The organism is Candidatus Goldiibacteriota bacterium HGW-Goldbacteria-1, assembly GCA_002839855.1.
Classification (GTDB): Bacteria; Oederibacteriota; PGYV01; order PGYV01; family PGYV01; genus PGYV01.
Genome location: PGYV01000006.1, coordinates 92,901 through 116,813, shown reverse-complemented (window position 1 = coordinate 116,813; position 23,913 = coordinate 92,901). Strand labels below are relative to the sequence as shown.

Annotated in this window: 24 protein-coding genes; all 24 read right to left on the bottom strand. The window is 41.8% G+C overall.

Annotated features, from left to right (window positions below; translation table 11 throughout):
• Nucleotides 1-70: 70 nt before the first annotated feature.
• Nucleotides 71-409 carry a preprotein translocase subunit SecG gene (locus tag CVV21_07855; GenBank protein PKL91539.1) on the bottom strand — a complete coding sequence of 113 codons (339 nt, stop codon included), beginning with the start codon at nt 407-409 and terminating at the stop codon, nt 71-73.
• A 17-nt stretch (nt 410-426) separates the two neighbouring features.
• The gene (locus CVV21_07850) at nt 427-1,188 is read right to left on the bottom strand and encodes a triose-phosphate isomerase (protein PKL91489.1); all 762 of its coding nucleotides are present in this window, start codon (nt 1,186-1,188) and stop codon (nt 427-429) included.
• A gap of 30 nt (nt 1,189-1,218) precedes the next feature.
• Nucleotides 1,219-2,442, bottom strand: a complete 1,224-nt coding sequence (pgk, locus tag CVV21_07845) for a phosphoglycerate kinase (protein PKL91488.1) — start codon at nt 2,440-2,442, stop codon at nt 1,219-1,221.
• An 84-nt stretch (nt 2,443-2,526) separates the two neighbouring features.
• Nucleotides 2,527-3,543, bottom strand: a complete 1,017-nt coding sequence (gap, locus tag CVV21_07840) for a type I glyceraldehyde-3-phosphate dehydrogenase (GenBank protein PKL91487.1) — start codon at nt 3,541-3,543, stop codon at nt 2,527-2,529.
• Nucleotides 3,544-3,736: 193 nt separating this feature from the next.
• Nucleotides 3,737-4,747, bottom strand: a complete 1,011-nt coding sequence (locus CVV21_07835; protein ID PKL91486.1) for a hypothetical protein — start codon at nt 4,745-4,747, stop codon at nt 3,737-3,739.
• A 90-nt stretch (nt 4,748-4,837) separates the two neighbouring features.
• A complete protein-coding gene (locus CVV21_07830; GenBank protein PKL91485.1) occupies nt 4,838-5,620 on the bottom strand; it encodes a hypothetical protein in 783 nt (260 codons plus the stop codon).
• 135 nt (nt 5,621-5,755) lie between these two features.
• A complete protein-coding gene (locus tag CVV21_07825) occupies nt 5,756-5,974 on the bottom strand; it encodes a DNA-binding protein (GenBank protein PKL91484.1) in 219 nt (72 codons plus the stop codon).
• Nucleotides 5,974-6,348, bottom strand: a complete 375-nt coding sequence (locus CVV21_07820) for a hypothetical protein (GenBank protein PKL91483.1) — start codon at nt 6,346-6,348, stop codon at nt 5,974-5,976. Before CVV21_07820 ends, CVV21_07825 begins: the two co-directional genes overlap by 1 nt.
• 107 nt (nt 6,349-6,455) lie before the next feature.
• Nucleotides 6,456-7,850, bottom strand: coding sequence for a hypothetical protein (locus CVV21_07815; GenBank protein ID PKL91482.1), 1,395 nt, complete (start codon nt 7,848-7,850; stop codon nt 6,456-6,458).
• The gene (locus CVV21_07810; protein ID PKL91481.1) at nt 7,847-8,737 is read right to left on the bottom strand and encodes a hypothetical protein; all 891 of its coding nucleotides are present in this window, start codon (nt 8,735-8,737) and stop codon (nt 7,847-7,849) included. The genes CVV21_07815 and CVV21_07810 overlap by 4 nt, the downstream gene beginning before the upstream one ends.
• A 31-nt stretch (nt 8,738-8,768) precedes the next feature.
• Entirely contained in the window at nt 8,769-9,476 is a 708-nt protein-coding gene (locus CVV21_07805; GenBank protein ID PKL91480.1) for a pyridoxine 5'-phosphate synthase, read from the bottom strand.
• Complete coding sequence (locus tag CVV21_07800) at nt 9,457-9,951, bottom strand: hypothetical protein (GenBank protein PKL91479.1); 495 nt, start codon at nt 9,949-9,951, stop codon at nt 9,457-9,459. The genes CVV21_07805 and CVV21_07800 overlap by 20 nt, the downstream gene beginning before the upstream one ends.
• A gap of 4 nt (nt 9,952-9,955) precedes the next feature.
• Entirely contained in the window at nt 9,956-10,732 is a 777-nt protein-coding gene (locus tag CVV21_07795) for a TIGR00159 family protein (GenBank protein ID PKL91478.1), read from the bottom strand.
• A 6-nt stretch (nt 10,733-10,738) separates the two neighbouring features.
• Nucleotides 10,739-11,584 (bottom strand): dihydropteroate synthase, encoded by an 846-nt coding sequence (gene folP, locus CVV21_07790; GenBank protein PKL91477.1) that lies wholly within the window; start codon nt 11,582-11,584, stop codon nt 10,739-10,741.
• A 15-nt stretch (nt 11,585-11,599) separates the two neighbouring features.
• Nucleotides 11,600-12,157, bottom strand: coding sequence for a GTP cyclohydrolase I FolE (gene folE, locus CVV21_07785; GenBank protein PKL91476.1), 558 nt, complete (start codon nt 12,155-12,157; stop codon nt 11,600-11,602).
• On the bottom strand, nt 12,150-13,994 hold the full coding sequence (locus CVV21_07780) for a cell division protein FtsH (GenBank protein PKL91538.1): 1,845 nt from the start codon (nt 13,992-13,994) through the stop codon (nt 12,150-12,152). The genes folE and CVV21_07780 overlap by 8 nt, the downstream gene beginning before the upstream one ends.
• Before the next feature lie 263 nt (nt 13,995-14,257).
• On the bottom strand, nt 14,258-14,731 hold the full coding sequence (gene nusB, locus CVV21_07775) for a transcription antitermination factor NusB (GenBank protein ID PKL91475.1): 474 nt from the start codon (nt 14,729-14,731) through the stop codon (nt 14,258-14,260).
• Nucleotides 14,732-14,768: 37 nt separating this feature from the next.
• A complete protein-coding gene (locus tag CVV21_07770; protein PKL91474.1) occupies nt 14,769-15,230 on the bottom strand; it encodes a 6,7-dimethyl-8-ribityllumazine synthase in 462 nt (153 codons plus the stop codon).
• Between the two features lie 2,030 nt (nt 15,231-17,260).
• Nucleotides 17,261-17,692 (bottom strand): hypothetical protein, encoded by a 432-nt coding sequence (locus CVV21_07765; protein PKL91473.1) that lies wholly within the window; start codon nt 17,690-17,692, stop codon nt 17,261-17,263.
• A gap of 16 nt (nt 17,693-17,708) precedes the next feature.
• Nucleotides 17,709-18,743, bottom strand: a complete 1,035-nt coding sequence (locus CVV21_07760) for a hypothetical protein (protein ID PKL91472.1) — start codon at nt 18,741-18,743, stop codon at nt 17,709-17,711.
• Between the two features lies 1 nt (nt 18,744).
• Entirely contained in the window at nt 18,745-19,002 is a 258-nt protein-coding gene (locus CVV21_07755) for a hypothetical protein (GenBank protein PKL91471.1), read from the bottom strand.
• Between the two features lie 19 nt (nt 19,003-19,021).
• A complete protein-coding gene (locus tag CVV21_07750; protein PKL91470.1) occupies nt 19,022-21,655 on the bottom strand; it encodes a DNA mismatch repair protein MutS in 2,634 nt (877 codons plus the stop codon).
• Nucleotides 21,656-21,754: 99 nt separating this feature from the next.
• Nucleotides 21,755-22,657 carry a hypothetical protein gene (locus tag CVV21_07745; GenBank protein PKL91469.1) on the bottom strand — a complete coding sequence of 301 codons (903 nt, stop codon included), beginning with the start codon at nt 22,655-22,657 and terminating at the stop codon, nt 21,755-21,757.
• Nucleotides 22,647-23,816 carry a hypothetical protein gene (locus CVV21_07740; GenBank protein ID PKL91468.1) on the bottom strand — a complete coding sequence of 390 codons (1,170 nt, stop codon included), beginning with the start codon at nt 23,814-23,816 and terminating at the stop codon, nt 22,647-22,649. The genes CVV21_07745 and CVV21_07740 overlap by 11 nt, the downstream gene beginning before the upstream one ends.
• Between the last annotated feature and the right edge of the window lie 97 nt (nt 23,817-23,913).

Sequence of the window (23,913 nt, the reverse complement as noted above, 5' to 3'; positions counted from 1 at the left end):
CTTTTTAATAAGGATATTAATAAAAAAGGCCGCGTTATCTTAACGCGGCCTTTTTGTTATAAACTTCTTCTTATTTGTTTTCTACCGGAACTACAGGTGCTTCAGATATGGGCGCCTGCGCCGGAACAGCTGATTCCGACTGTTTTACAGAATCAAGAACTCCGCTGTAGTTGCCTGACCTTTTTGCCTGAAAAAGGGCAAGTGTAAGTGATGTGACCATGAATAATATAGCCACAAAAATTGTGGCTTTGGTGATAAAATTCTTGCTTCCACCCGCGCCAAACATGGTATTAGCAGCGCCCGCGCCAAAAGCAAAACCCACATCCGCGCCTTTTCCTGTCTGAAGAAGGACTATTATTATCAGCAGAAGTGCGTTTATTACGTGTACTACAAGCAGAATGTTATACAGCATTTATATGGCTCCTTTTACTTTTTGAATTTAACTATGGCTTCAAAAGAATCAACTTTCAATGCCGCGCCGCCTACAAGGGCGCCGTCTATATCCGGCTGTGCCATCAGTTCTTTTACATTGTCAGGTTTTACGCTTCCGCCGTACTGTATTCTTATTGAATTCGCGGTAGCTTCGTCATAAATGCTTTTAAGTTCGCCGCGAATCATGGCGTGTACTTCCTGTGCCTGTTCTTTTGTCGCTACTTTTCCTGTGCCTATCGCCCATACAGGTTCATAAGCTATTACTATATTTTTGGCTTTTTCTTTTGGTATGTCTTTAAGCCCATCCACAACCTGAGCTTTTACAATTGTGTTGGTTGTGCCGTTTTCACGCTGTTCCAGGGTTTCGCCCACACACATTATAGGAACAAGCGCGTATTCAAAAGCCACTTTTACTTTTTCATTCACAGAACTGTTTGTTTCGCCAAAAAACTGTCTGCGTTCTGAATGGCCTATAATTACATAATGACAGCCAACGGAACGAAGCATCAAAGGTGAAATTTCGCCTGTAAATGCGCCTTCCTGTTTTGGATACATGTTCTGGGCGCCAAGTTTGATGTTGGAACCTTTGATTATTTCGTTAACAGATGCCAGGTTGGTAAACGTGGGGCAGATTGCCACTTCTGTTTCTTCCGGGTTTACGTCCTTTAAGCAATTCTTTAAGCTTTCTGCCAGCGTTTTTGATTCTTCAAGATCCTTGTACATCTTCCAGTTTCCTGCAATTATCGGTATTCTCAATTTATTCCTCCGTAAAATGTTTTTAGTTTATTATTTGTTTGTTAAAGCAGCCACGCCGGGTAATTCTTTGCCTTCAACAAATTCCATTGAAGCTCCGCCGCCGGTTGAGACGTGTGTCATTTTATCTGAAAGCTTAAGTTTTTTGATTGCGGATGCTGAATCTCCGCCGCCTACCACTGTTACTGCGCCGGATTCCGCAAGCGCTTTGCCCACTTCAAGCGTGCCTTTGGAGAACTGTTCCACTTCAAAAACACCCATTGGGCCGTTCCAGAAAATAGTTTTTGATTTAGATATGATATTTCTGAATTTTTCTATTGTGTTCTTTCCGATGTCAACGCCTTCCCAGCCGTCGTCAATTGAGTCCCTTAATACTTCTTTGTACTCGGCTGTTTTCAACGCGGTCATAAAATCCTCGCCCGACTGCGGTGTCTTTGCCACAATGTGGTCAATGGGAAGATAGATAGCCACATTTTTATCCAGCGCGGTCTTCATTATTTCTTTTGCCGTGTTAACCTTATCTTTTTCGCATAAAGAATCGCCGATTTCACGCCCTTTAGCCCTTAAGAATGTATATGCCATTCCTCCGCCGATTATAAGCCCGTCCACTTTGCTTAAAAGGTTTTCAATTACCATTATTTTGTCGCTTACTTTGGCGCCGCCAAGTATTGCAATAAAGGGTTTTTTAGGGTTTTCAAGCATTTCGCCCAGGAATTTAAGTTCTTTTTCCATTAAAAATCCTGCTGCTGATTTTTTTACAAATTTAGTCATGCCCTCTGTGGAAGCGTGCGCCCTGTGTGCGGTTCCGAATGCGTCATTAACGTAAATGTCCGCGTTTTCCGCAAGCTGTTTTGAAAATTCAGCGTCGTTCTTTTCTTCCTGTTTGTAAAACCGCAGATTTTCAAGAAGTATTACATCCCCTTCTTTCATTGAATCCACGGCTGTTTTTACCTGCGGCCCGACGCAGTCATTTACAAATGTAACGTCTTTTCCTATGAGTTCAGCTAATTTTTTCGCGCAGACATCAAGCGAGAATTCAGGTTTCTTTTCGCCTTTTGGCCTGCCAAGGTGTGATGCAAGGATAAGTTTTCCGCCCTTTTCTATAATATATTTAATTGAAGGTATGGCGGCTTTTATTCTGTTGTCAGATGTGATCTTTCTGTCAGTATCAAGCGGGACGTTAAAGTCCACCCTCATGAAAACCCTTTTTCCTTTAAGATCCGTTTCGTTAAGGTCTGCCAGTGAAAGTTTTGCCATTAATCCTGCACCTCTTTTTCAGTTTAAAAGCCGGCAGTGAAACCTTTTGGGCTTCACTGCCGGCCTGTTTAATTTATATTGATATTACTTAAGGCCTTTTGCAACCATGTAATCTGCAAGGTCAATTACCCTGTTTGAATAACCCCATTCATTGTCGTACCATGAAAGGATTTTAACCATGTTGCCTACAACGTATGTGCAGTCTCCGTCTACTGTGGAAGAATGCGGATCGTTTAAGAAATCGTGTGATACAAGCGGAAGGTCTGTGTAAGCCAGAATTCCCTTCATGGAGCCTTCTGATGCTTCTTTTAACATCGCGTTTACTTCTTCTTTTGTAACGTCCCTTTTCATTTCAAAGGTCACGTCAACAACTGATACGTTAGGCGTGGGAACGCGCATTGCGTAGCCGTTAAGTTTGCCTTTAAGTTCCGGCATAACCAGCGCTATTGCTTTTGCAGCGCCTGTGGATGTGGGAATCATTGAAACTGCGGCTGCTCTTGCCCTTCTTAAGTCTTTATGGGGTGCGTCAAGAATCTTCTGGTCATTGGTGTAGCTGTGGATTGTGGTCATTAAGCCTTTTACGATTCCAATCTTGTCCTGAAGTACTTTTGTGAAAGGTGCAAGGCAGTTTGTCGTGCAGGAAGCGTTTGACACAACATTGTGTGCTTTTGCGTCATATTCATTTTCGTTAACACCCATTACTATTGTCTTGTCTTCGCCTTTTGCGGGAGCCGATATAATAACTTTTTTAGCGCCGCCGTTTGTGATGTGAACCTGTGCTTTTTCTTTGTCTGTGAAGAAGCCTGTTGATTCAATAACCAGGTCAATGCCAAGAGTGTTCCATTTGATTGCTGCCGGGTCTTTTTCTTTGAAAACTTTGATCTTTTTGCCGTTGATTACAAGGTCTTCTCCGTCTGCTTTGACGTCCCCTTCAAAAATTCCCTGAACTGAATCATACTTGAAAAGGTGAGCAAGTGTCTTTGCGTCTGTTAAGTCATTTACCGCAACAACTTCAAGCTGGGAGTTCTTCTTAAGCAAAAGCGCCTTAAGAACATTTCTACCGATACGTCCAAAACCGTTGATACCTACCTGTACAGCCATATCTGTGCCTCCTGGTAAAATAATTTGGTAATACTTTTTTTTAAAATTCAAAAAATATATTCACATAATACCCTTAATTTGTCAACACAATTATATGTGAAATTAATCACGTACATTTATGAATATCTTATATTTATCTGATACTTATGAGGTGATAACTTGGATATTGATGATAATTATGTATAATTCAAAATTATTGAAATTTTGTAAAAATTACTTTTTCTGCAGCTTTAAAGGCTTCATCCACAGTGATTAAATCCATACATTCCCTTGTTCCTTTAGGGCAATCGTTTTTAGCGCAGTTAATGCAGTCAAGGCGGTGCATAAGCGCGATATGTCCGTCTTTTTCTGAATAAGGGTGCCATTCTATGGGGTCTTCCGGGCCAAAAAACGTTACTGTGCCTATTCCAAGCGCTGCTGCCATGTGCCGTAATCCGGAGTCGTTTCCTACAAATGCCTGCAGCTGTTTTAAGAGAAAGGCAAGTTTAAGAAAGTCAAGGCCGCAATATAATTTCGCGTTTTCTCCTATTTTGTCAGTTATTTCCTCTGCAAGCGTTCTTTCGGATTCAGAGGCAAAGACGGCTATGTGTTTTCCGTTTAATGCTAATTTCTTTCCCAGTTCAATAAAGTTCTCTTTTTTCCACATCTTGGCAGGCCTTTTGGCGCCCACGCCAAGGCCTATTGTTTCATGTTCAATGGTTTCATCAATGTATTTAACGTCTTTTTCTTTTAATGCCAGTTTGGTATTTATGTCTTTTTTACCGGGTATTTTTATGTCAAGCGGGGTTAAGGTTTCCATATCCCTTAAGGTTATTGGTTTTGCTTTTTCTTCTATGCCAAGCGGAACAGATGTGAAATAGTCCCTGCCGCTGTGGTTGTGAACAAGCCTTAATTTTGCGCCTGACAGCCGCGTTATTAAGGCGCTGCGGAATGTAGCGTGAAGGTTTACTGCGATGTCAAAATGATATCTGCGCAGTTTAAAAATAAGTTTTATAAGGCTTAAAAAGGATTTCTTGTCATATGTGATAACTTCTGACACGTTGGGCAGCAGAAATCTGAAGTTTTCGTATTCTTTTTTAAGGACATAAACAATCTTTGGCGAATTGCAGTTATTATACAGTGCCTGAATAACAGGTGTTGACAGTACAATATCGCCTATGTCGCGAAGTTTGATTATAAGAATTTTATTTACATTTTTTAGCACGTTATACCCGCTTTTTGTTTAACTGCTTAAATAAAAAATACCATAGGTTATTACCCTATGGTATTTTTGAAAATATTATGTTCATGTGATTTAAGGCGTGTGAAGTTCTTCGTGTTCTGTTATAAGTTTTTTTATTTTATATTCTTTTTTCTCTGCCATTGCGTTGAATTGACGGACGTAAGAATTAAAAAGGTCCGTAAATTTTACAACTTTTTTCTGCGCGAAAAACATCTCTTTCTTATTTTTATTATATCTGTCCTGTGCTTCGTCAAGTCGCTGTATTTTTTCCGGGTTATCCTTTAAAATCTTTTCTACAATTTTCATGTTATTTTCGATTTCGTAATAATCTTCATGAAATTCTTCCACCTGAAGGCGGGCGTGCTGCAGTGTATATTCGGCTTTATCGGCATATTTTGCCCACTTGGTTTCCACTTTATCCCTTTCGTGAAGCGCGGCATACGTATGAACTGATGCTATAGATTTACCCATGTCAAGCAGAAGCCCGTCCATTTTTGTGCGAAGCTGCGCGTCATATCTTTTGGAATCAGTATTTATTCTCCACAGGTAAGTTTTGGCGTCTGTCAGGCACTGCCAGATATTAACATCTTTATTATGGAAAACAATTATCATAGTTGCCGTGGGAACAGGCGTGGTCACAAGGGTTGCATCATCAAAAAATACAGCTTCTGTGCCGGGGCCTTCGGCGGAACCGCCGATTTTTACTTCGCCGTTTGAAGTGTTTTTAGAACCGCTTTCAGCAAGCTTGGCGTTTTTTTCTTCTGTTTCTTTCTTTTTCTCTGCCGCGCCTGTGACGGGAGCCATAAAAAGGATTATTATAAAAGCAAATGACAGGACTGCCTTTAATGAACGCATTATTTCCTCCTAAGTGGTTATTATTTAATATGAAAACCATTCTAAATTAGCCAAATACAAAAGTCAAGAAATAAAAACAATTTGGCTTATATGCTTATAATTAGACGGGTAGACTTAAGATTTGGTTTACTGAAATTAAACCGGAATAAGTTCTTTATCCCTTTTTTCCGTGCGGGCAACCGGTTTGCGCTCTGTGCTTTCCATCCATTCGTCAATGATGGTTTTCATAAAACGCCAGCTGCCTGCTATTTTTACCCCGGGAATCCTGCCTTTACCGGCAAGCTTATAAATGGTTACGGGTTTAACTTTTAACATCAGTGCAAGGTCTTTTATGGTTAAAATTTCGCTGTTCATTACATAGCCTTCGCTTCGCGTTCGTTTATGAAATTTTCTAATGCTTTTGCATCATCGTCTTTAAGGGCTATAAAACTTAAGCCGGCTTCATATATTCCGTCTTTGTTGGCAAGCCTGCACCACTGCACTTCGCAAAATGCTTTAATTAATAAGGATTCGTTTTCAATTGGAAGTTCAACCCTGATTACATTACCCTCTCCGATTTTGTGGGGTAATATTACACAGACGCCGCCTTTTGAAATGTTTCTGGTTGATGCTTTTTCGTATTTAAACGACGTTAATGTATCTTCTCCGTCACCAAGTACTTTGTATCTTAATATTCCTTCTATGTCAGTGCGGGTTTCCATTCTTTTTTCAAGATAACTGGCGTTCATAAGCCCTCCTAAAATAATCTATATGTTAAGTTAAAGCAAGAATTATGCCAGTATAAAATACATCAATTGCTATGTTTTATTAGGGTTTTTTAGAAAAAATGTGCCTTTCAGGACATTTTTTTACGTTTTGTCCTTACGGGCACAATATCGGCTATCTGATATTTTTCAATTTTGTGCATAAGAATCTTTCTGGTTATGCCAAGGATTTTAGCGGCATGTGTCTGGTTTCCGCGGGTTTTGGATAGCGCGTTTATTATTGAACGTTTTTCAACCTCTGATAGCGGCATATTGGCCGGTATCATGTCATCTGCGGAATCACGCATGGTGTCATTATAAGAAGACATATTAAGGTCGGAAGGCCTGATATAATTGCCGGAAGAAATAACTGCCGCTTCTTCAAGGACGTTTTTTAATTCCCTGATATTGCCGGGCCATCTGTATTCAATCATAAGTTCCAGTGCGTCATCTGAAATGGATTTTTGTTCAAGGCTGTTTCTAAGGCATATTTCTTTTAAAAACTGTACTGCCAGAAGCGGGATATCGCTTTTTCTTTCCCTTAAGGGAGGAAGGTTGATTGTAATTACGTTAAGCCGGTAATAAAGGTCTTCCCTGAAATTGCCTTTATTAACCTCTTCTTTAAGGTCTGAATTTGTGGCGCTTATTATGCGCACATCAACATCTTTTAATTTATTGCTGCCAAGCGGTTCAACCTTGCGTTCTTCAAGTACGCGCAGCAGTTTTACCTGGGCTTTGTGGTTTATGTTCCCTATTTCGTCAAGAAACAGTGTGCCTTTATCAGCCGCTTCAAATTTTCCCGGTTTGGTATTATAGGCGCCTGTAAACGCGCCTTTCTGATATCCGAACAGTTCGGATTCCTGCAGGCCTTCGGGAATGGCGGCCATATTTATTGATATAAGCTTGTATTTTGCGCGCTTTGAAAGGTTGTGTATGGCTTTGGCTACCATTTCCTTGCCCGTCCCGCTTTCACCGGTTATAAACACGGTGGAATCAACCGCAGCAATGCTTGTTATTTTTCTGAAAATATCGCGCATTTTTTTTGATTTGCCTATCATGTTTTCAAAGGTGTTCTTTCCTTCAATCTGCCCTTTTAAAATAGCAAGCTCTTCTTTCATTTCAAGTTTTTCAAATATTTTCTGAAGGGTCATTTTAAGTTCATCAAAATTAAGCGGTTTCTGCAGGTAGTTTTCAATTCCAAGCTTCATCGCTTCCACCGCGGATTCTATATTGCCAAACGCGGTCATTATTATAACCACTACGTCCTTGTCAAGCTGGCGTATTTTTCTGTATAGTTCAAGCCCGTCCATTCCGGGCATTTTAAGGTCTACCAGTGCAACCTGCACGGTTTCGCGTTTTAAAAAAAGCGGCACTTTTTCCGGTTCGGCTTCTGTGTAAACTTCATATCCTGCTTCTTCAAGGATGGCTTTGATAACTTTTAAAGCTGAACGGTTATCATCAACGACAAGGACTTTTCTGGCGCTCATCTTTTTAAGCTCCTTTTTTCCACGGGGATAGAAATGGTAAAGACAGAACCTTTGTTCAGTTTGCTTTCAATTGACAGGTCGCCGCCGTGTTTTTTAACGATAGACCTGCTGATGGCAAGGCCGATACCCATACCCTCTTTTTTTGTGGTGTAAAAAGGGGTGGAAATGCGGGAAAGGTCTTTTTTGGATATGCCGCAGCCGTTGTCCGCCACTTTTATATACACATAATTTTCATCGTTTGACAGTCGTATTTCCACCCTTGGTGAAGACTTGCCTTTGGTGGCATCCTTGGCGTTGTTTAAGAGGTTCACCATTACCTGTTTCATCTGTTCCGCATCCATATACACACCGGGTAATTTTGGTTTTTCGGAAATAATTTTAATGCCATACGGGAAGTTATGTTTTGTAATCATAAGGATACCCGTGGCAAAGCTCTGAATATCATGTTTTTTCATATGGGGTTTTACGCCCCTTGAAAAACTTAAAAATTCATTAAGGTAACGTTCAAGCCTGTTTATTTCTTCAACAACAATTCCGGTGAATTCATAGATATCCTGGGTGCTTTTATATTTGTCGTGAAGGTACTGATTGGCGCCTTTTATGGAATTTAGGGGATTTTTTATTTCGTGGGCAACAGCCGCTATCATTGTTTCTTTAGAGTCTATGTCATTTAAAGGAGATTCAAGTACGATGGATTCCTCTCTTTTAGCAATTATGTAAGAGGCAAACAGTGAAAATGCAAAAAAAAGCACCGAAAGTATTAAAAAAGGAACCGCACTGATTTCATTTTTAAAGAATATCAGGTACCCGGAATAAAACGCCGCTAAAAACGAAAGTGCCGTGACAGCTGCATGCAGCTTTTTGATAGTGTTGTTTGAAATAGACATCTTTTTGTTTTTCCCTCCGTGCTAACCCCGGTTAAAGGAGTTTAAGCATGTCCTTTACCGCGCATTCAAGGCCTGTAAATACAGCCCTTGCTATTATGCTGTGCCCGGTGTTTAAATCTTCAATGCCTTTTATTGCCGCTATCTGTTTTGTGTTTGTATAGTTTAAGCCGTGTCCCGCGTTTACTTTAAGCCCGATTTTAAGGGCAAGTGTTACACCGTTTTTTATTTTCTGAAGTTCTTTTTTCTGATGATTCCCCGTTGTGTTTGAATACCTGCCTGTATGTAATTCCACATAATCCGCGCCTGCTTCTTTGGAAGCTTTTATCTGTTCCGGTTCCGCGTCTATAAAGAGGCTGACTGCGATATTTTTTGCTTTAAGCTTTGATATGGCTTTTTTTAACCTGACCATGTTTGTAATTACGTCAAGCCCGCCTTCGGTGGTAAGTTCCCGCCTTTTTTCCGGGACAAGTGTGGCTTCGTCGGGGCGGATTTTAACCGCAAAATCCACAATTTCATCCGCAAGTGACATTTCAAGGTTAAGTTTGGTTTTTACTGTTTTTCTTAAAAGTTTTACGTCATTGTCCTGTATGTGGCGGCGGTCTTCCCTTAAGTGTACTGTAATTCCGGATGCGCCGGCGCGTTCTGCTATTGCGGCGGCAGCTATAGGATCCGGTTCATTTTCGCCGCGCGCCTGCCTTAATGTGGCTATATGGTCAATATTAACGCACAGTTGAGCCATTTTTTATCACCTGTTTTTTGGATTTTGGAACGGGGGTCTTTTCCGCCGCTGCTTTTTCATCTTTTACTTCGGCGGGTTCCGGAGGCTGTTCTTTTGTAAAATCAATATAAATATACGCAGGAGAGATGTCACGGATAAAAATACCGCGGGGTAAAGATTTAAATCTGCTGCCCAGCACCTGATAGGAATTTTTACCTATAACGGCTTTTTTAAGGTCAATGATAATTTTAAGTGTCTTTTTGTCAATCTGATTAATAATTATTTTTCTTCCTTCAAGCTGTACTTTTACCGAAGACTGTACGTTGCCGGTGACTTTCATGGTCTCCGGATAGTTAATAAATTCAACGGGCACATCAATTGTGACAGTCATTTCCTGTTCGCGGACGACAAACAGCCACATGCCCACAGCCACAAACAGAGCCATTATCTTATACTGCCAGTTTTTCAGAATATAGTTTGCTATGAATTCTTTCATACGGTCACCTTATTTTCGGAGCATAAAGCGACAGGATTTCAAGAAGCGTGTCGCCGTCTATGTCCGGTGTTATTTTTCCGCCGATTGCCAGTGATATTGTGTGCCGTTCTTCGGACACTATGATGGTGATTGCGTCAGTTTCTTCGGATATGCCTATAGCCGCCCTGTGGCGCATGCCGTACATCTGTTCTATGTCTTCTTTTTGAGTAAGGGGAAGAATGCAGCCCGCCGCCGCAATACGGCCTTCGCGGATTATCACAGCGCCGTCGTGCAGGGGCGATTTGGTATTAAAGATGGCGATAAGAAGTTCTGATGTGGTTTCCGCGTCAAGTTTGGTGCCTGTGTCAATAAAGCTTTTAAGGTTAACTTCGCGTTCCAGCACTATAAGAGCGCCAATTTTCTTTTTGGCCAGAATTACGGAAGACTCCCTTATTTCCCTGTACAACTGGCCGTGTTCCTTGAAAATAAACTTAAACAGTTTATTCTGCCCAAGTTCCACAAGCACCCTTCTTAGTTCCGGCTGGAAAACGATTATAAAGGCAATTATCCATATCGTGCTTAAACCCGTAAGAATCCATGTCATGGTGTTAAGTTCAAGGATTCTTGCGATAACCACAAAAAAAAGAATAACCAGAAAACCTTTTAACATCTGTATGGCGCGGGTTTCGTATAAGAGCATAAAGACCTGATAAATTACAAAGGTGACAAGGAGGATATCAATAATATCGTTTACGCGTATGCCGGAAAAAGTATTCAGGATGTTTGTGAAAAATTTCTGCATTTAAATTTAACCCTCCTTCTTTGTTTTTATGAATTCATAAGCTGTTTTTACGCAGTCACGCATTTCAGGGACGTCGTGCACCCTTAAAATATCCGCCCCGAATATTACCGATACCGCGGCGGCTGCCGCGGAGCCAAAAATCCGCTTATCCGGCGGCTTGCCTGTTATATTGCCTATGAATGACTTTCTTGAAGCCCCTATTAACACCGGGAATCCAAGTTTTTTAAATTCAACTGTATTTTTTATAATTTCAATATTGTCCTGCTGCGTTTTGCCAAACCCGATTCCGGGGTCCAGGATAATGTTGTCTTTTTTTATTCCGGCTTTTATGGCCGCGGCAATACGTTCCCTGAAATATTCCAGGATGTCAGAAACCGCGCCTTTGTCCGAATAAGCGGTATCTTTCTGCATTTTATCCGGGGTGTTTTTGGTGTGCATTATTACATAAGGCACATCAAGCTTCCCTGCCGTCTGCATCATTGCGCTGTCAAAAGTGCCGCCTGAAATATCATTTATCATATCCGCGCCGGCTTTTATTGCCTCTGCCGCGGTTTTTGCTTTGTAAGTGTCCGCGGAAACGGGAGTGTTTTTGTTTAACTCCCGAAATGCGCTTATTACCGGTATCAGCCTTGATAATTCTTCCTGTTCTGTTACAGCAGCCGCGCCGGGCCTTGTGGATTCGGCGCCCATATCAATTATATCGGCGCCGTTTTCCGCCATGTAAACAGCGTGCATTACCGCCTTTTCTGTTGAATCAAAAGAACCGCCGTCCGAAAAAGAATCAGGGGTAATGTTCAAAATTCCCATAATACAGGGTTTTGAAAAATCAAATCTAATTCCCCTGACCATCATAAAGTTCCCGCCCTGCTATTTATTTATAAGGCTTAACGCTTCTTTCCTTGCGCTTTCATCATCCTTGAAAATTCCGCGGATAGCGGAAGTAACCATTACAGAACCCGGTTTTTTTACACCGCGCATTGTGGTGCAAAGGTGCTGGGCTTCCACGATTACTATGACGCCAAGCGGGTCCACTGCTTTCATTATGGTGTCAGCCACCTGTGAAGTAAGCCTTTCCTGCAGCTGCAGGCGTTTGGCGTACATTTCAACCATTCTGGCAAGTTTGCTTAACCCCAACAGCCTGTTTTTCTTGGGGATGTAACCTATGTGCGCCTTGCCTAAAAACGGCATCAGGTGGTGTTCGCAAACGGAATAAAACGGGATGTCTTTTAATATGATAAGTTCTTCGTGTTCGTCTTCCTGGAAAATTTTAATGAATTCTTCGGGCTTCTGGTTTATGCCCGCGAATATTTCTTCATACATATCCGCAACGCGTTCAGGTGTCTGCTTTAAGCCTTCGCGGTTTGTGTCTTCTCCGATGGCTTCAAGAATCATAGTAACCGCTTTTTTTATCTTTTCTTTATCCATTCTTTTTTGTCCTTTTTGTGCTTTTTGCTTTTATGCTGTTTTCGTCAAAAAGTTTTATGAATTCCTCGCTGTCCATTACTTCTTTTTCAAGGAGTGTCTCGGCGATTTTTATAAGCAGTTTTTTATTTGAAGTTAAAATAATCTTTGCTTCGTCATACGCGCCGGTGACTATGCTTTTAACCTCTGAATCAATTTTCTGCGCGGTCTCTTCAGAGTAATTCTTTTCTTTCATCAGGTCCTTGCCTATAAAAACTTCCTGATTTGATTTCCCGAAAGTAATGGGGCCCATAACTTTGCTCATGCCATACCTGGTAATCATGTCGTGCGCGGTGGCTGTGGCGCGTTCTATATCATTGCTTGCGCCGGTGGATATGTCATCAAAGATAAGCTCTTCTGCCACGCGGCCGCCCATCATTATCTTTATGGTGTTTATCATTTCATTTTTTGTGGCCAAAAACCGGTCTTCTGTCGGTAATTGAAGCGTATATCCAAGAGCGCCAAAACCGCGCGGTATAATGGATATTTTATGCACGGGATGGGTGTCAGGAAGGGCTTTTGCCACAATGGCATGGCCTGCTTCGTGATACGCGATGCGTTTCTTTTCTTCATCTTTAATTACCCTGCTTTTTCTCTGCGGGCCGGCCATAACGCGGTCAATGGATTCTTCGAGTTCATCCATGGTGACTTCTTTCTTATTTCTTCTTGCCGCAAGAAGCGCCGCTTCGTTTATAAGATTCGCAAGGTCAGCGCCGGAAAAACCGGGCGTCCTGCGCGCAATAACCATAAGGTCTATTTCGGATGCAAGCTTTACGTCTTTTGAATGAACTTTTAAAATTCCTTCCCTGCCGTTTAAATCCGGCCTGTCTACCACAACCTGCCTGTCAAACCTTCCGGGCCTCATAAGCGCCGGGTCTAAAACGTCGGGCCTGTTGGTGGCTGCTATAATAATGACGCCGTTATTTTTTTCAAAACCGTCCATTTCTACAAGCAGGGCGTTTAAGGTTTGCTCCCTTTCGTCGTGTCCGCCGCCTAATCCCGCGCCTCTGTAGCGTCCTACCGCGTCTATTTCATCAATGAATATTATGCACGGAGCGCTTTTCTTTCCCTGTTCAAAAAGGTCGCGCACGCGCGCCGCGCCTACGCCCACAAACATTTCAACAAAGTCAGAGCCGGAGATGGAGAAAAACGGAACCCCTGCTTCGCCTGCTACCGCGCGGGCAAGAAGTGTTTTGCCGGATCCCGGGGGCCCAAGTAAAAGTACGCCTTTGGGAATTTTTCCGCCAAGTTTCTGAAAGCGTTTAGGGTCTTTTAAGAAGTCAATTATCTCTTTAAGTTCCTCTTTTGCTTCGTCAACACCGGACACATCGGCAAAGGTTATTTTTCCGCCAACCACCGCAAGTTTGGCTTTGCTTTTGCCAAAAGACATTGCGCCGCCGGCGCCGCCCTGAGATTTGTTCATCATAAAAACCCAGAAAATTATTAAGATAAGAATAGGGCCAAAATATAAAAAGAAAGAGCCGAACATACGCCCAAAGGTGGAACCGGGAAGTTTGGATGTTATTTTTACTTTATTTTCGTGAAGAGTTTTATACATTAAGTCATCGTTTAAAGGGGCGGAGGATTCAAATTTTACGCTGTCTTTGGTGGCTCCTTTTACAAGGTTAATAGTATCCTGAACCTCTATTGTAACTTCGGTAATATTACCCGAAGATGCAAGAGAAAGCATTTCAGAGTAACTTATTTTTTTAACCGCCTGCTGTTTATTGGAAGAATAATAATTGGCGAAAATTACAACTATAAAGAAAATGAAAAGCCAGAATGAGAGAGATGAAGAAATGTTTCCAAGTTTTTTCAAAGTAAAACCTCCTTGTAAATTACAGGCAGATAGTAATGCCGTATGTCATTTATACTATATTTTATTAGGGTTGTAAAGGCAAATGTCCCGTAAGGGACAATGAGGAAAATATGCGGATTGTATGTTGCGTTCTTGGGTTTGTTTTAGCCGACCATCCAACCATCTAACCGTCCAAGCATCAGCCGTTCTTGGATTTGTTTTTACCGACCATCCAAGCGTCTAACCTTCCAAGCATCAGCCCTTAATTATCTATTCACTTTCTTCTTCAGCACAGGAAAGTTTTCAGCTTCGTTTTTGACAATGTTATCCAGGACACCATTTACAAAACCGCCGGATTTTTCATCCCCAAATTTTTTGGCAAGTTCAATCGCTTCGTTAATTGTGACTTTGTATGGAATGTCTTCTTTAAAGAGGAATTCCCCCGCGCCCATCCTTAAAATGCACCTGTCAATTGACAGAATACGGTCAAACTTCCAGTTTTTAAGGTATTTGGGGACTATGGTGTCTATTTCTTCCTGATGTTCGTCAATGACATTAATAAGGTCAATTGCAAATTCTTTTGATTTTTCAATGAAGTTTTCTTTAGGTTCGTCTTCGGTAAGTTTAAGAGCCGGGTAGTTTTCTATGAAGTCAATTATTTCAAGTTTTGTTTTTTTGGCGATGTCCATCTGGTAAAGGCCCTGCAATGTAATTATTCTTCCTGCGCGTCGTATTCCCATGTCGTATTGTCCTTTAAAGAGCGGATTTTTATTCCTGTTAAAGTTTGTCCATTAAATCCATCATTTCAAGTACCGCGGAAGCTGAATCCCAACCTTTGTTTCCGCTTTTTGCCCCTGCCCTGTCCTGTGCCTGTTCCATTGTGTCGGCTGTGATTACGCCGAAAGCCACCGGAATGCCGGAATTAATACTTGTGTTTGCGATGCCTTTGGAAACTTCTGATGCCACGTAGTCAAAATGAGGTGTTTCGCCCCTGATAACCGCGCCAAGCGCAATAAAACCGTTAAATTTTGCCTTCTTTACAAGCTGCGCCAGTACAACGGGAATTTCAAAAGCGCCCGGTGTCCAGAACACTTCTATCATATCTTCTGCCACGCCGTGCCTTGTAAGGCAGTCAACAGCGCCCTTTAACAGGTTATTGCTGATGGATTCATTGAAACGTGATATTACAATACCGACCTTTTTGCCTTTTCCTGTAAGTGAACCTTTTACTTCTTTCATGTTTACCTCCTGAATATTAAGTAATAAGTGATATATTATCATAAAATTTTCATATGTAAAGAAATAAAAGACGGATGAACAAATACTTATCCCATAAACGGTTATCCCATATCCCATAGATAAAGCAGAAAAACAACAGCGAAGAGACTTAGAGGGACTTTGCTTTGGTAGCCGTGCCTTTTAAGGTGCGTGGTTTTGATTTGATAATATGTTGTGGTTAGAGTGAGCCTGCGAAGCGGAAATCCCGGCAATGAAGCGAGCTTGCTATCGGAAACAGGCAGGATAGACGCGGGTATTCAGCCCGATAAATTTTGGTTTTGTAGGTGTTCCTAAATTATTAATTACAAAAATTAAAAGCGTTTGTTAATTGTTAACTACCGCGGGCTTAAAGACCCGCGTCTACCAGGGCAAAATATATAACATATAGAGACTTTTTTCGCTTAATGTTGTCTAATATAATTATGGGAAAATACATCGGGGTACTAGTTATCACAGCCGCACTTTTTTTAGCAGCAAATTGCGCAAGGCATCAATCCCCTGCGGCGATTACGGAAATTGAATTATATACAGGTTCTGTAACTATTACTCCGACGTTTACATTTACAATAATACCAATCTATACATATACGCATACTTATACATGTACAATAACTTACACAAGAACTCCGGCTAATACACCTACAATTACGCCTACTTTTACTTATACATATACGCATACTCATACAAACACAATTACTGATACAGGAACACCGACTATTACACGCACAATTACTCCCACTTTTACTTACACTTTCACGGCAACATCATCAAATACGCCTTTGCCTACACCTATGCCAACCGCAACAAATATAGGTGCGGTTGAAGGTGGCGCAAATATTTACGGAACGATGGGACATACGGATTCAAATTGTTACAGTTGTAATTTATCTTTAAACTGCATTTCAGTAGAACTTATCCCGTTAGGCTGGATATATTCATCGGAATGTCCGGGAGGGGCCAGCGGTACAAGTTATGGTTTCAGTAATGTTCCGATTGGGACATATATCGTTTTGGGCCATACGATAGTTGTTACTGACGGAGGAAATTATCAAGTTCCACATCATTGTGTAAACTATACAGGCTGTCCAAATTTTTAATTCAGTTTAAACAAACACACTATAAAGTTCACCTCTGCCAAACACTAAAACAAAAACGAGACGAAATGCATTGCGTCTCTTTGGTAAAAAAAACTTAAACAACGCAAGCGGCTACCAAACCGAAATTCAATATTATCAAAAACAAACCGCGGGCTGAAGATCCGCTTCAATAAAAGCGAATCACAAATTAATTATTAAAAAATTATAGAGACATTTTTCGTCTTTTGTTGTCTAATATAATTATGGGAAAATACATCGGGGTACTAGTTATCACAGCCGCACTTTTAATAGCCGTAAACTGCTCAAGGCATCAATCGCCTGCGGCAGTCACGAAATCTGGAGATTTCGATGTATATATAGACACTGCCACTGCCACCGTGACTGACACTAATACTCTAATGCCAACCTTTTCATATACACATACTTACACAAGAACAATAACTTATACACTAACGCCGACAAAAACACCTACAATTACTCCAACATTTACGCCTTCATTTACAGCCACATCAACAAACACTCCATTACCGACTCCTTTACCCACAGCGACAAATATAGGAGCGGTTGAAGGCGGATCAACGATTCACGGGACAATAGGACATACGGATTCAAATTGCACCGGATGTAATATGTCGGTGAACTGTGCATCAATAATACTTGAACCTTTGGGATGGGAATTTCGTACAGGATGCCCTGGTGGCGATCATACAGGTTATGTATTTTTTGACGTTCCGATAGGAACATATACGGTTTTGGGCAATACTATTGTTGTGACTGATGGTGGAGATTACACAGTACCACATCATTGTCTGAACTACGATGGGTGTCCCAATTTTTAATAAACATCAGCAAATCAATTCATAATACCAAAACAAACATAAATAACTTTAACCTTTACGGTAAGGCCAGAAATATTGCTCCGGCGGCGATTAAAGAGCCCCCTATTGCCGCTTTCCATGTAAGGGTTTCTTTTAAAAATATAAATGCCAGTACCATCGCGAAGACCACGCTAAGTTTGTCAATTGGCGCCACGCGTGACGCGGGGCCTATCTGAAGCGCGCGGTAATAACATAACCACGATGCACCTGTGGCAATCGCGGATAAGGCAAGAAAAATAAGTGTATGTGTAGAGATGGTGTTTAAAGGCTGCCACTCTTTTCTCCACGTGACTATAAGTGCAATGATGCCGATAATTATTACCGTGCGGATAAAGGTGGCAAGATTGGAATTAATTCCCGCCACTCCTACTTTTCCAAATATTGCCGTTAATCCCGCAAAAAATGCCGACGCAAAAGCAAGCAATAACCACGAATCCCAGATTTTCATAAAGCCTCCGTTTGTCTTAATCCACTGACTCTGATGTTAAACCGGATTTGATATTATCGTAGTAAACAATTCCCTCTGTTGTTATTGAATTTGACCTGTATAAACCAATTTTAATGTAATTGCCTGCGTTGTTAAAACAATTTCTTGCGGTGTATCTTGTAAGACCGGTACCGCTTTCAATTGCCGTGCCGTCAAGCCACGCTTCAACAAACCCTGTGTTTTCTGTGCTCCAAAACACCCTTGTTTTAATCCTGTGCCAGACTCCTTTGCTTAAAGGCACTGACGCAATATCCATTACACCGTTTATATCCCAGCTGTATACGCTGATTATCAGGTTACCGTTTTTATATTTGTAGGCAAGCGGGGGCGAATGAGCGGGATAATTACTCCATGTTTCTCCAAGCGCGGGGTCGGGCTGGTCGTGAAACTGCCCTATTACCTGCCAGTCATTACTTTCAGTATAAGAAGAATCAATTTTAATGTACCAGGAATAATAAATTTCGGTACCGGCCGGTGCTGTGCGCATTAACTGCAGTTCGCTTCTTGCGGTCTGCGACCCGTTGTTTGGCGATGTCCATAAATCGCCGCCCGCACCTATTTTGAATTTGCCGCAGTAGCTGCCTTCGTATGCGCCGGTGTCAGTATAAGAAAAGTTAACACCATCTGCCGTGTACTGCCCTTCCCACGGAGAGTATGTCTGGGAATTAAAATTAAGATTCAGCAGCGCCAATTCGCCGTAATCATAGGGCTGTGTATTGGGTTCGTTTATATTAACAGACGGGGATTTACATGAAACCATAAATAATATAAGAATCAACGCCAGTATATTTTTCATCAGATAATCCTTTACAGTATCGGTTTTGTTTCCCTGTATCTCTATTGCACCGTTTTTAACAGTTCCGCCGCAGCCGCAGGACTTTTTCAAATCACCTGCTATCTTTTCAAGGCGCGCGCTGCCATAAGTGTGCAGATTGATGATAACAGTTACTTCTTTGCCTCCGCGTTTTTCGACGCGTATTAAAGGTTTTGGAGATTTTGGATTAGCCGGCATGTCAGTTGTTGCGGTACATAATACGCAGTGATAATACCGTTGTGACGCATACAAGTGAAAAAGCGTTGGCCGCGATAAGCGGGGTGTCCTTAATGATGACGCCGTAGATAAGCCATAATGTGATACCTATAAAAGTCAGAATGTACTGCCACAACGCGACATCTTTCATCTTTTTTGTTCTGATACCTTTAACTATCTGTGGAATAAAACCTATTGACGTGAAAAAACCTGCGATTAATCCTAAAACTTTAATGTCCATTGATGCTCCCTGTTTTATGTTATCTGTATTTTTCTTTCATCTGTTTAATTTTTATAAGCGCGTCCAAAGGCGTCATATTGTCCGTTTCAAGCGCGCTTAATTCCGAAAGCACGGCTGATTCTTCTGCCGCGGCAAAAAGGTCCGGCTGAAGCGTTTCTTTTTTTGCGGGCGCGCCGCCAAGTTTTGTGTGGCCGTCTTTTGTGTAATTGGCGTCTTCAAGGCTTTTTAAAACTTTTTTCGCACTGCTTAAAAGTTCGCCCGGAAGCCCTGCCAGCTGCGCCACGTGAATGCCGTAGCTTTTATCCGTGCTGCCTTTTACTATTTTGCGCATAAAGACAATTTTACCGCCGTACTCTTTTACCTGAATATTATAATTCTGTACGCCTGCCAGAATGTCCTGTATCTCTGTAAGTTCATAATAGTGTGTGGCAAAAAGGGTTTTGGCTTTTATGTTATTGTGAATGTATTCCGTAACCGCCCACGCTATTGAAACGCCGTCAAAGGTGGAAGTTCCCCTGCCCACTTCATCAAGAACGATAAGTGATTTGGCTGTGGCGTTATTAAGAATGTTTGCGGTTTCTATCATTTCTACCATAAAGGTGGACTGGCCGCGCGCAAGGTAGTCGGCGGCGCCGATTCTTGTAAAAATTCTGTCTGTTATTCCTATCTTAGCGTATTTGGCGGGGACAAACGACCCTGCCTGAGCCATTATTACTATTACGCACACCTGCCTCATGAACGTTGATTTACCCGCCATGTTTGGGCCTGTTATTACCATTATCATATTATCGGAACAGTCAAGTGCGCAGTCATTGGGAATGAATTCATTTCTGCCCACGCTGTTTTCAACCACGGGGTGCCTGCCTTCTGTAATTATTATTTCATTGCCTGTGGTGATTTCCGGACGGGTAAAACCGTTATTAATGGCGGCTTCGGCAAATGAAATAAGGCAGTCAAGTTCGGCTATCTGCGAAGACAGCGCCTGAAGTTCTTTTATTGAAAGAGAAATCTGCTGCCTTATTCTGCAGAAGATTTCGTATTCAAGTGTTTTTATCCTGTCCTGCGCGCCTAATACCATGCTTTCGTATTCTTTAAGTTCCGGCGTGATAAACCTTTCCGCGTTTACAAGCGTCTGCTTTCTAATGTAATTGGCGGGGATATTTTTTAAATTAGCTTTGCTGATTTCTATATAATAACCAAATACGGATGTGTATCCCACTTTTAAGGAACCGATGCCGGAACTTTTGCGTTCGGTTTCCTGCAGGGCCGCTATCCACCCTTTGCCGTTTGTGCTTATGTCCTTAATTTTTGCCAGTTCCGGGTCATACGCGGGATTTATAACGCCGCCTTCTTTTATGGTTATCGGAGGTTCTTCGGTTATTGCGTCCGAGATGAGTTTAGCTGTCTTTTCAAGGGTGTCATTTGACAGATTAAACCGTTCAAGTTCTTTTGCGCCGGAGCCTTTAATAATTTTATGTATTTTTTCGGCATTAATAATACCGCGTTTTAAGGCGTTTAAATCGCGCCCGTTAACGGCAGATCCGCCAAGCTTGCCTGCTATGCGTTCTATATCGGATATTTCCGCAAGAAGGCTTTTTAAGTTTGTCCTTAACTGGCCGAATTCTATAAATAACGATACCATCGCGTGCCTTTGGGATATGGCATCTGTATTCATAAGGGGTTCTTTAAGCCACTTTTTTAATTCCCTTCCGCCCATTGCTGTTTCTGTATTATCCAGCACGGAATAAAGCGTGGTGTTTTTATCAGAGCGTACCCCGGAATCCATTATGTCAAGGTTCTTTAGCGTCACAGAATCAAGGTACATAAAATTGCCTGTCGTTCTTGTTTTAATAGAATTTATGTGTGAAAGTTCTGTTTTCTGCGTGTCGTGAATGTAAGTTAAAAGCGCGCCTGCGGCTCCGGTTAAGACATTGTTATCTTCTATTCCATATCCTTCAAGGTTGATTACGCCAAAGTGTTCTTTTATTTTATCGTATGATATATCGTGGTTAAAGTTCCAGTCAGGGTACGGGTTTATAAAACTGCGCTTTTCTGACTGCCGCAGGCGCGATACAAGGGCGCGTGAAATGTCCTTGTCTGACGTGCAGCTTTCCGGGATTAAAACTTCTGACGGCGCTATTCTTTCTGTTTCGTCTATCAACCGGTCAAAGCCTGAAGAAATTGAAATTTCCATTACGCAAAACTCCCCTGTGGATACATCTATGTAAGCCAGCCCGGCTGTGTCTTTGACAGGATAAATTGAAAGGATGTAATTGTTTGCCTTTTTTTCAAGCGCCGCGTCTTCCAGCACGGTGCCGGGGGTGATTATTTTTATTATTTCGCGTTTGACTATGCCCTTGGCTTCCTTTGGGTCTTCAACCTGTTCGCATATGGCCACTTTAAGGCCGTGGTTTATAAGTTTTAAAATGTAATTGTTGGCGGCGTGAAAAGGCACACCGCACATTGGCATCTTGTTTTTACGGTCTTCGCCCGACCCGCGTGATGTCAGCGTTATCTGCAGGATACGCGACGCGGTAACGGCGTCTTCGCCGAACATTTCATAAAAATCGCCCAGGCGGAAAAAAAGTATGGCGTCTTTGTTCCTGTTTTTAATCTCCAGGTACTGTTTCATCATGGGAGTAAGCTCGGACATATTTCTCCTGTTTTCTTTATAATAAAATATCACAGCCTTAATTTTCAAAAAAAAACGGCGGCCATGAAAAAAATGGCTGCCGTGCGGTTTAAAACGGAACTATTTTTTCTTCTTTAAAAGTTCTTCTATCTCTGCTATTTTTTTATCCGCGTAAACTTTCCAGACAGAAGCCGGGAAAAGGTCGCCAACGGACTGAAATACTTCTTTTGCAAGCGCGGGTTCCCCGCTTTCCATCTGCGCGCGGCCAAGGCCTATAAGGGCTTCTTCCGTAAAAAGGCTTGTCTGCTTAAGCAGTTTTTGAAAGGTCTCTTCCGCATTATCGTAATCTTTTTTCTCTATAAATGCCTGGCCTTTATGAAGTTCTGAAAGCCCGGCAAGAAAGGCGTTTTCTTTGCTTTTAATGGTTTTGGAATAAGTTTCCACCGCTTTATCATATTCTTTCCGCGCCGCGTAAATGTCGCCCGAATAAATGGCGGCCCAGCTGTGAATCCAGACGTCTTCGGGATAGTTATTAATTATTTCATTATAAACTTTAAGCGCCGCGTTGGGGTTGCCGGACTGCCTGTAAATTGAAGCCATGTTGAAATAAGCCAAAGAGCGCTGTTCACCGCGCGCGAAGCTGTTGTGATATTCTTTATAGAAAGCAAGGGCGCCGTTGTTATCCTTTAATATCGTCTTAATGCGCGCGCATGACAATAACGCGTCTTCCCCTGATTTTGTTTTTGGGTATTTTGAATAGATATCTTTGTATTCGTTACAGGCGGTATCAAGATCGCCTTTTTTTTCATAAGTTTTTGCGATGCCCGCCCTGGCTTTTAATTCCCAGTCAGCGCCCTGATATGTGGCGCGGATTGTGCGGTAAAGTTTTATGGCTTCTTCGTATTTTCCCGCGGAAGAAAGTTTTTCGGCTGTTACAAAAGGGTCTTCGGCCCAAATAAGCACCGCAGAAGATAAAATTACGGCGGTTAAAAGTAAAACAGTCTTAAAAAATTTAGTCCCCATAAACTTTTTGCTCTATTGCTCTGTGATTTTTAAGGGCTTCAATACGCTGTTCTGCCTGGTTAACATACCTTTCGTTGTTGTAATACTCGTAGAGAACGCGCGAATATGCTTCTTTGGCATTTTTTAAATCGCCTGAAAGTTTGTATGTGTCGCCTATGTGCATGGCCGCCATGGGCGCCCAGTCCGTATTTTTAAACTTATAATTGATAAGCTTGTATTCGTTTACCGCGTTTTTATACCTGTGTGTCTGCGATAAAAGCGCGGCAAGGTTAAAGCGCCCCTGAATTTCCGAAGAAGTATTTGGATAATACCTGATAATGTTTCTATAAATAGTTTCCGCCCTTTTAAACTTTCCCTGTTTCATGTAAACAAGAGCCATATTAAAATAAGCCCTTGATGACCTTGCGTTTGACATACCCTGTTTGCGGATTATATCCTTGTAAACTTCCATGGCATACTGCCATTTATCAAGTTTGGCATAGCATCCGCCAAGGCGGTATGCGGCTTCTACGGCAATTTCTTCTTTTGGTTTTTCGGCAAGCACTTTCTGGTACTGCTGTATTGCCTTGTCGTATTGTTTAGAAAACTCATAAGCATTTGCTATTGAATAGCGGATTGTAAACAAACCGCTTGCCGTGGGGTAATTTGTAATAATGCGGCCCCATATTTCCGCCGCGCCGTCGTAATCTTCCACGTCATAATATTTTTTGCCTTCCGCGTAAAGCAGCTCCACGTCTTTTTGAATCTGTTCTTTTGTCATTTCTTTATCTTTCATAACCGCTTCTTCGCTTTTAAACATCTGTTCGGACTGGGAAACCGCGGTTCCTGTCACTTCTTCGGCGGAATCAGCTGTGATACCTTCGCCTGCCTGCTCCTGGGAAACGCCTTCAGCGCTTTCTGTCATGGCGCCCTGAATATCGGGTGTTGTGGCATCAGGCCCTTCTTCGTTTAACATTTCATCCAAAGTGGCGTCATCATCAATACCCGTTGACTGGTCAACAGGCATAGAATCAGGGTCTTCCATTTCATCAAGAAGGTCTGAAGCGCTTACCCTGTTATTGTCAACCGCAAAAGGGTCGGGTTCCTGGGCAAATAAACCCGCCGATAAAAACGACACTATAGTTAATATAAATAATAATAACTTAGAGAATTTTTTCATGTGTTCTCCTTAAAACCGCTTGTTTTTAAAGCTGTTTTAACAGATTAACAGAACAAATTATATTTGTCAATAATTGAAGTAAAGCATGTTTGGAGGC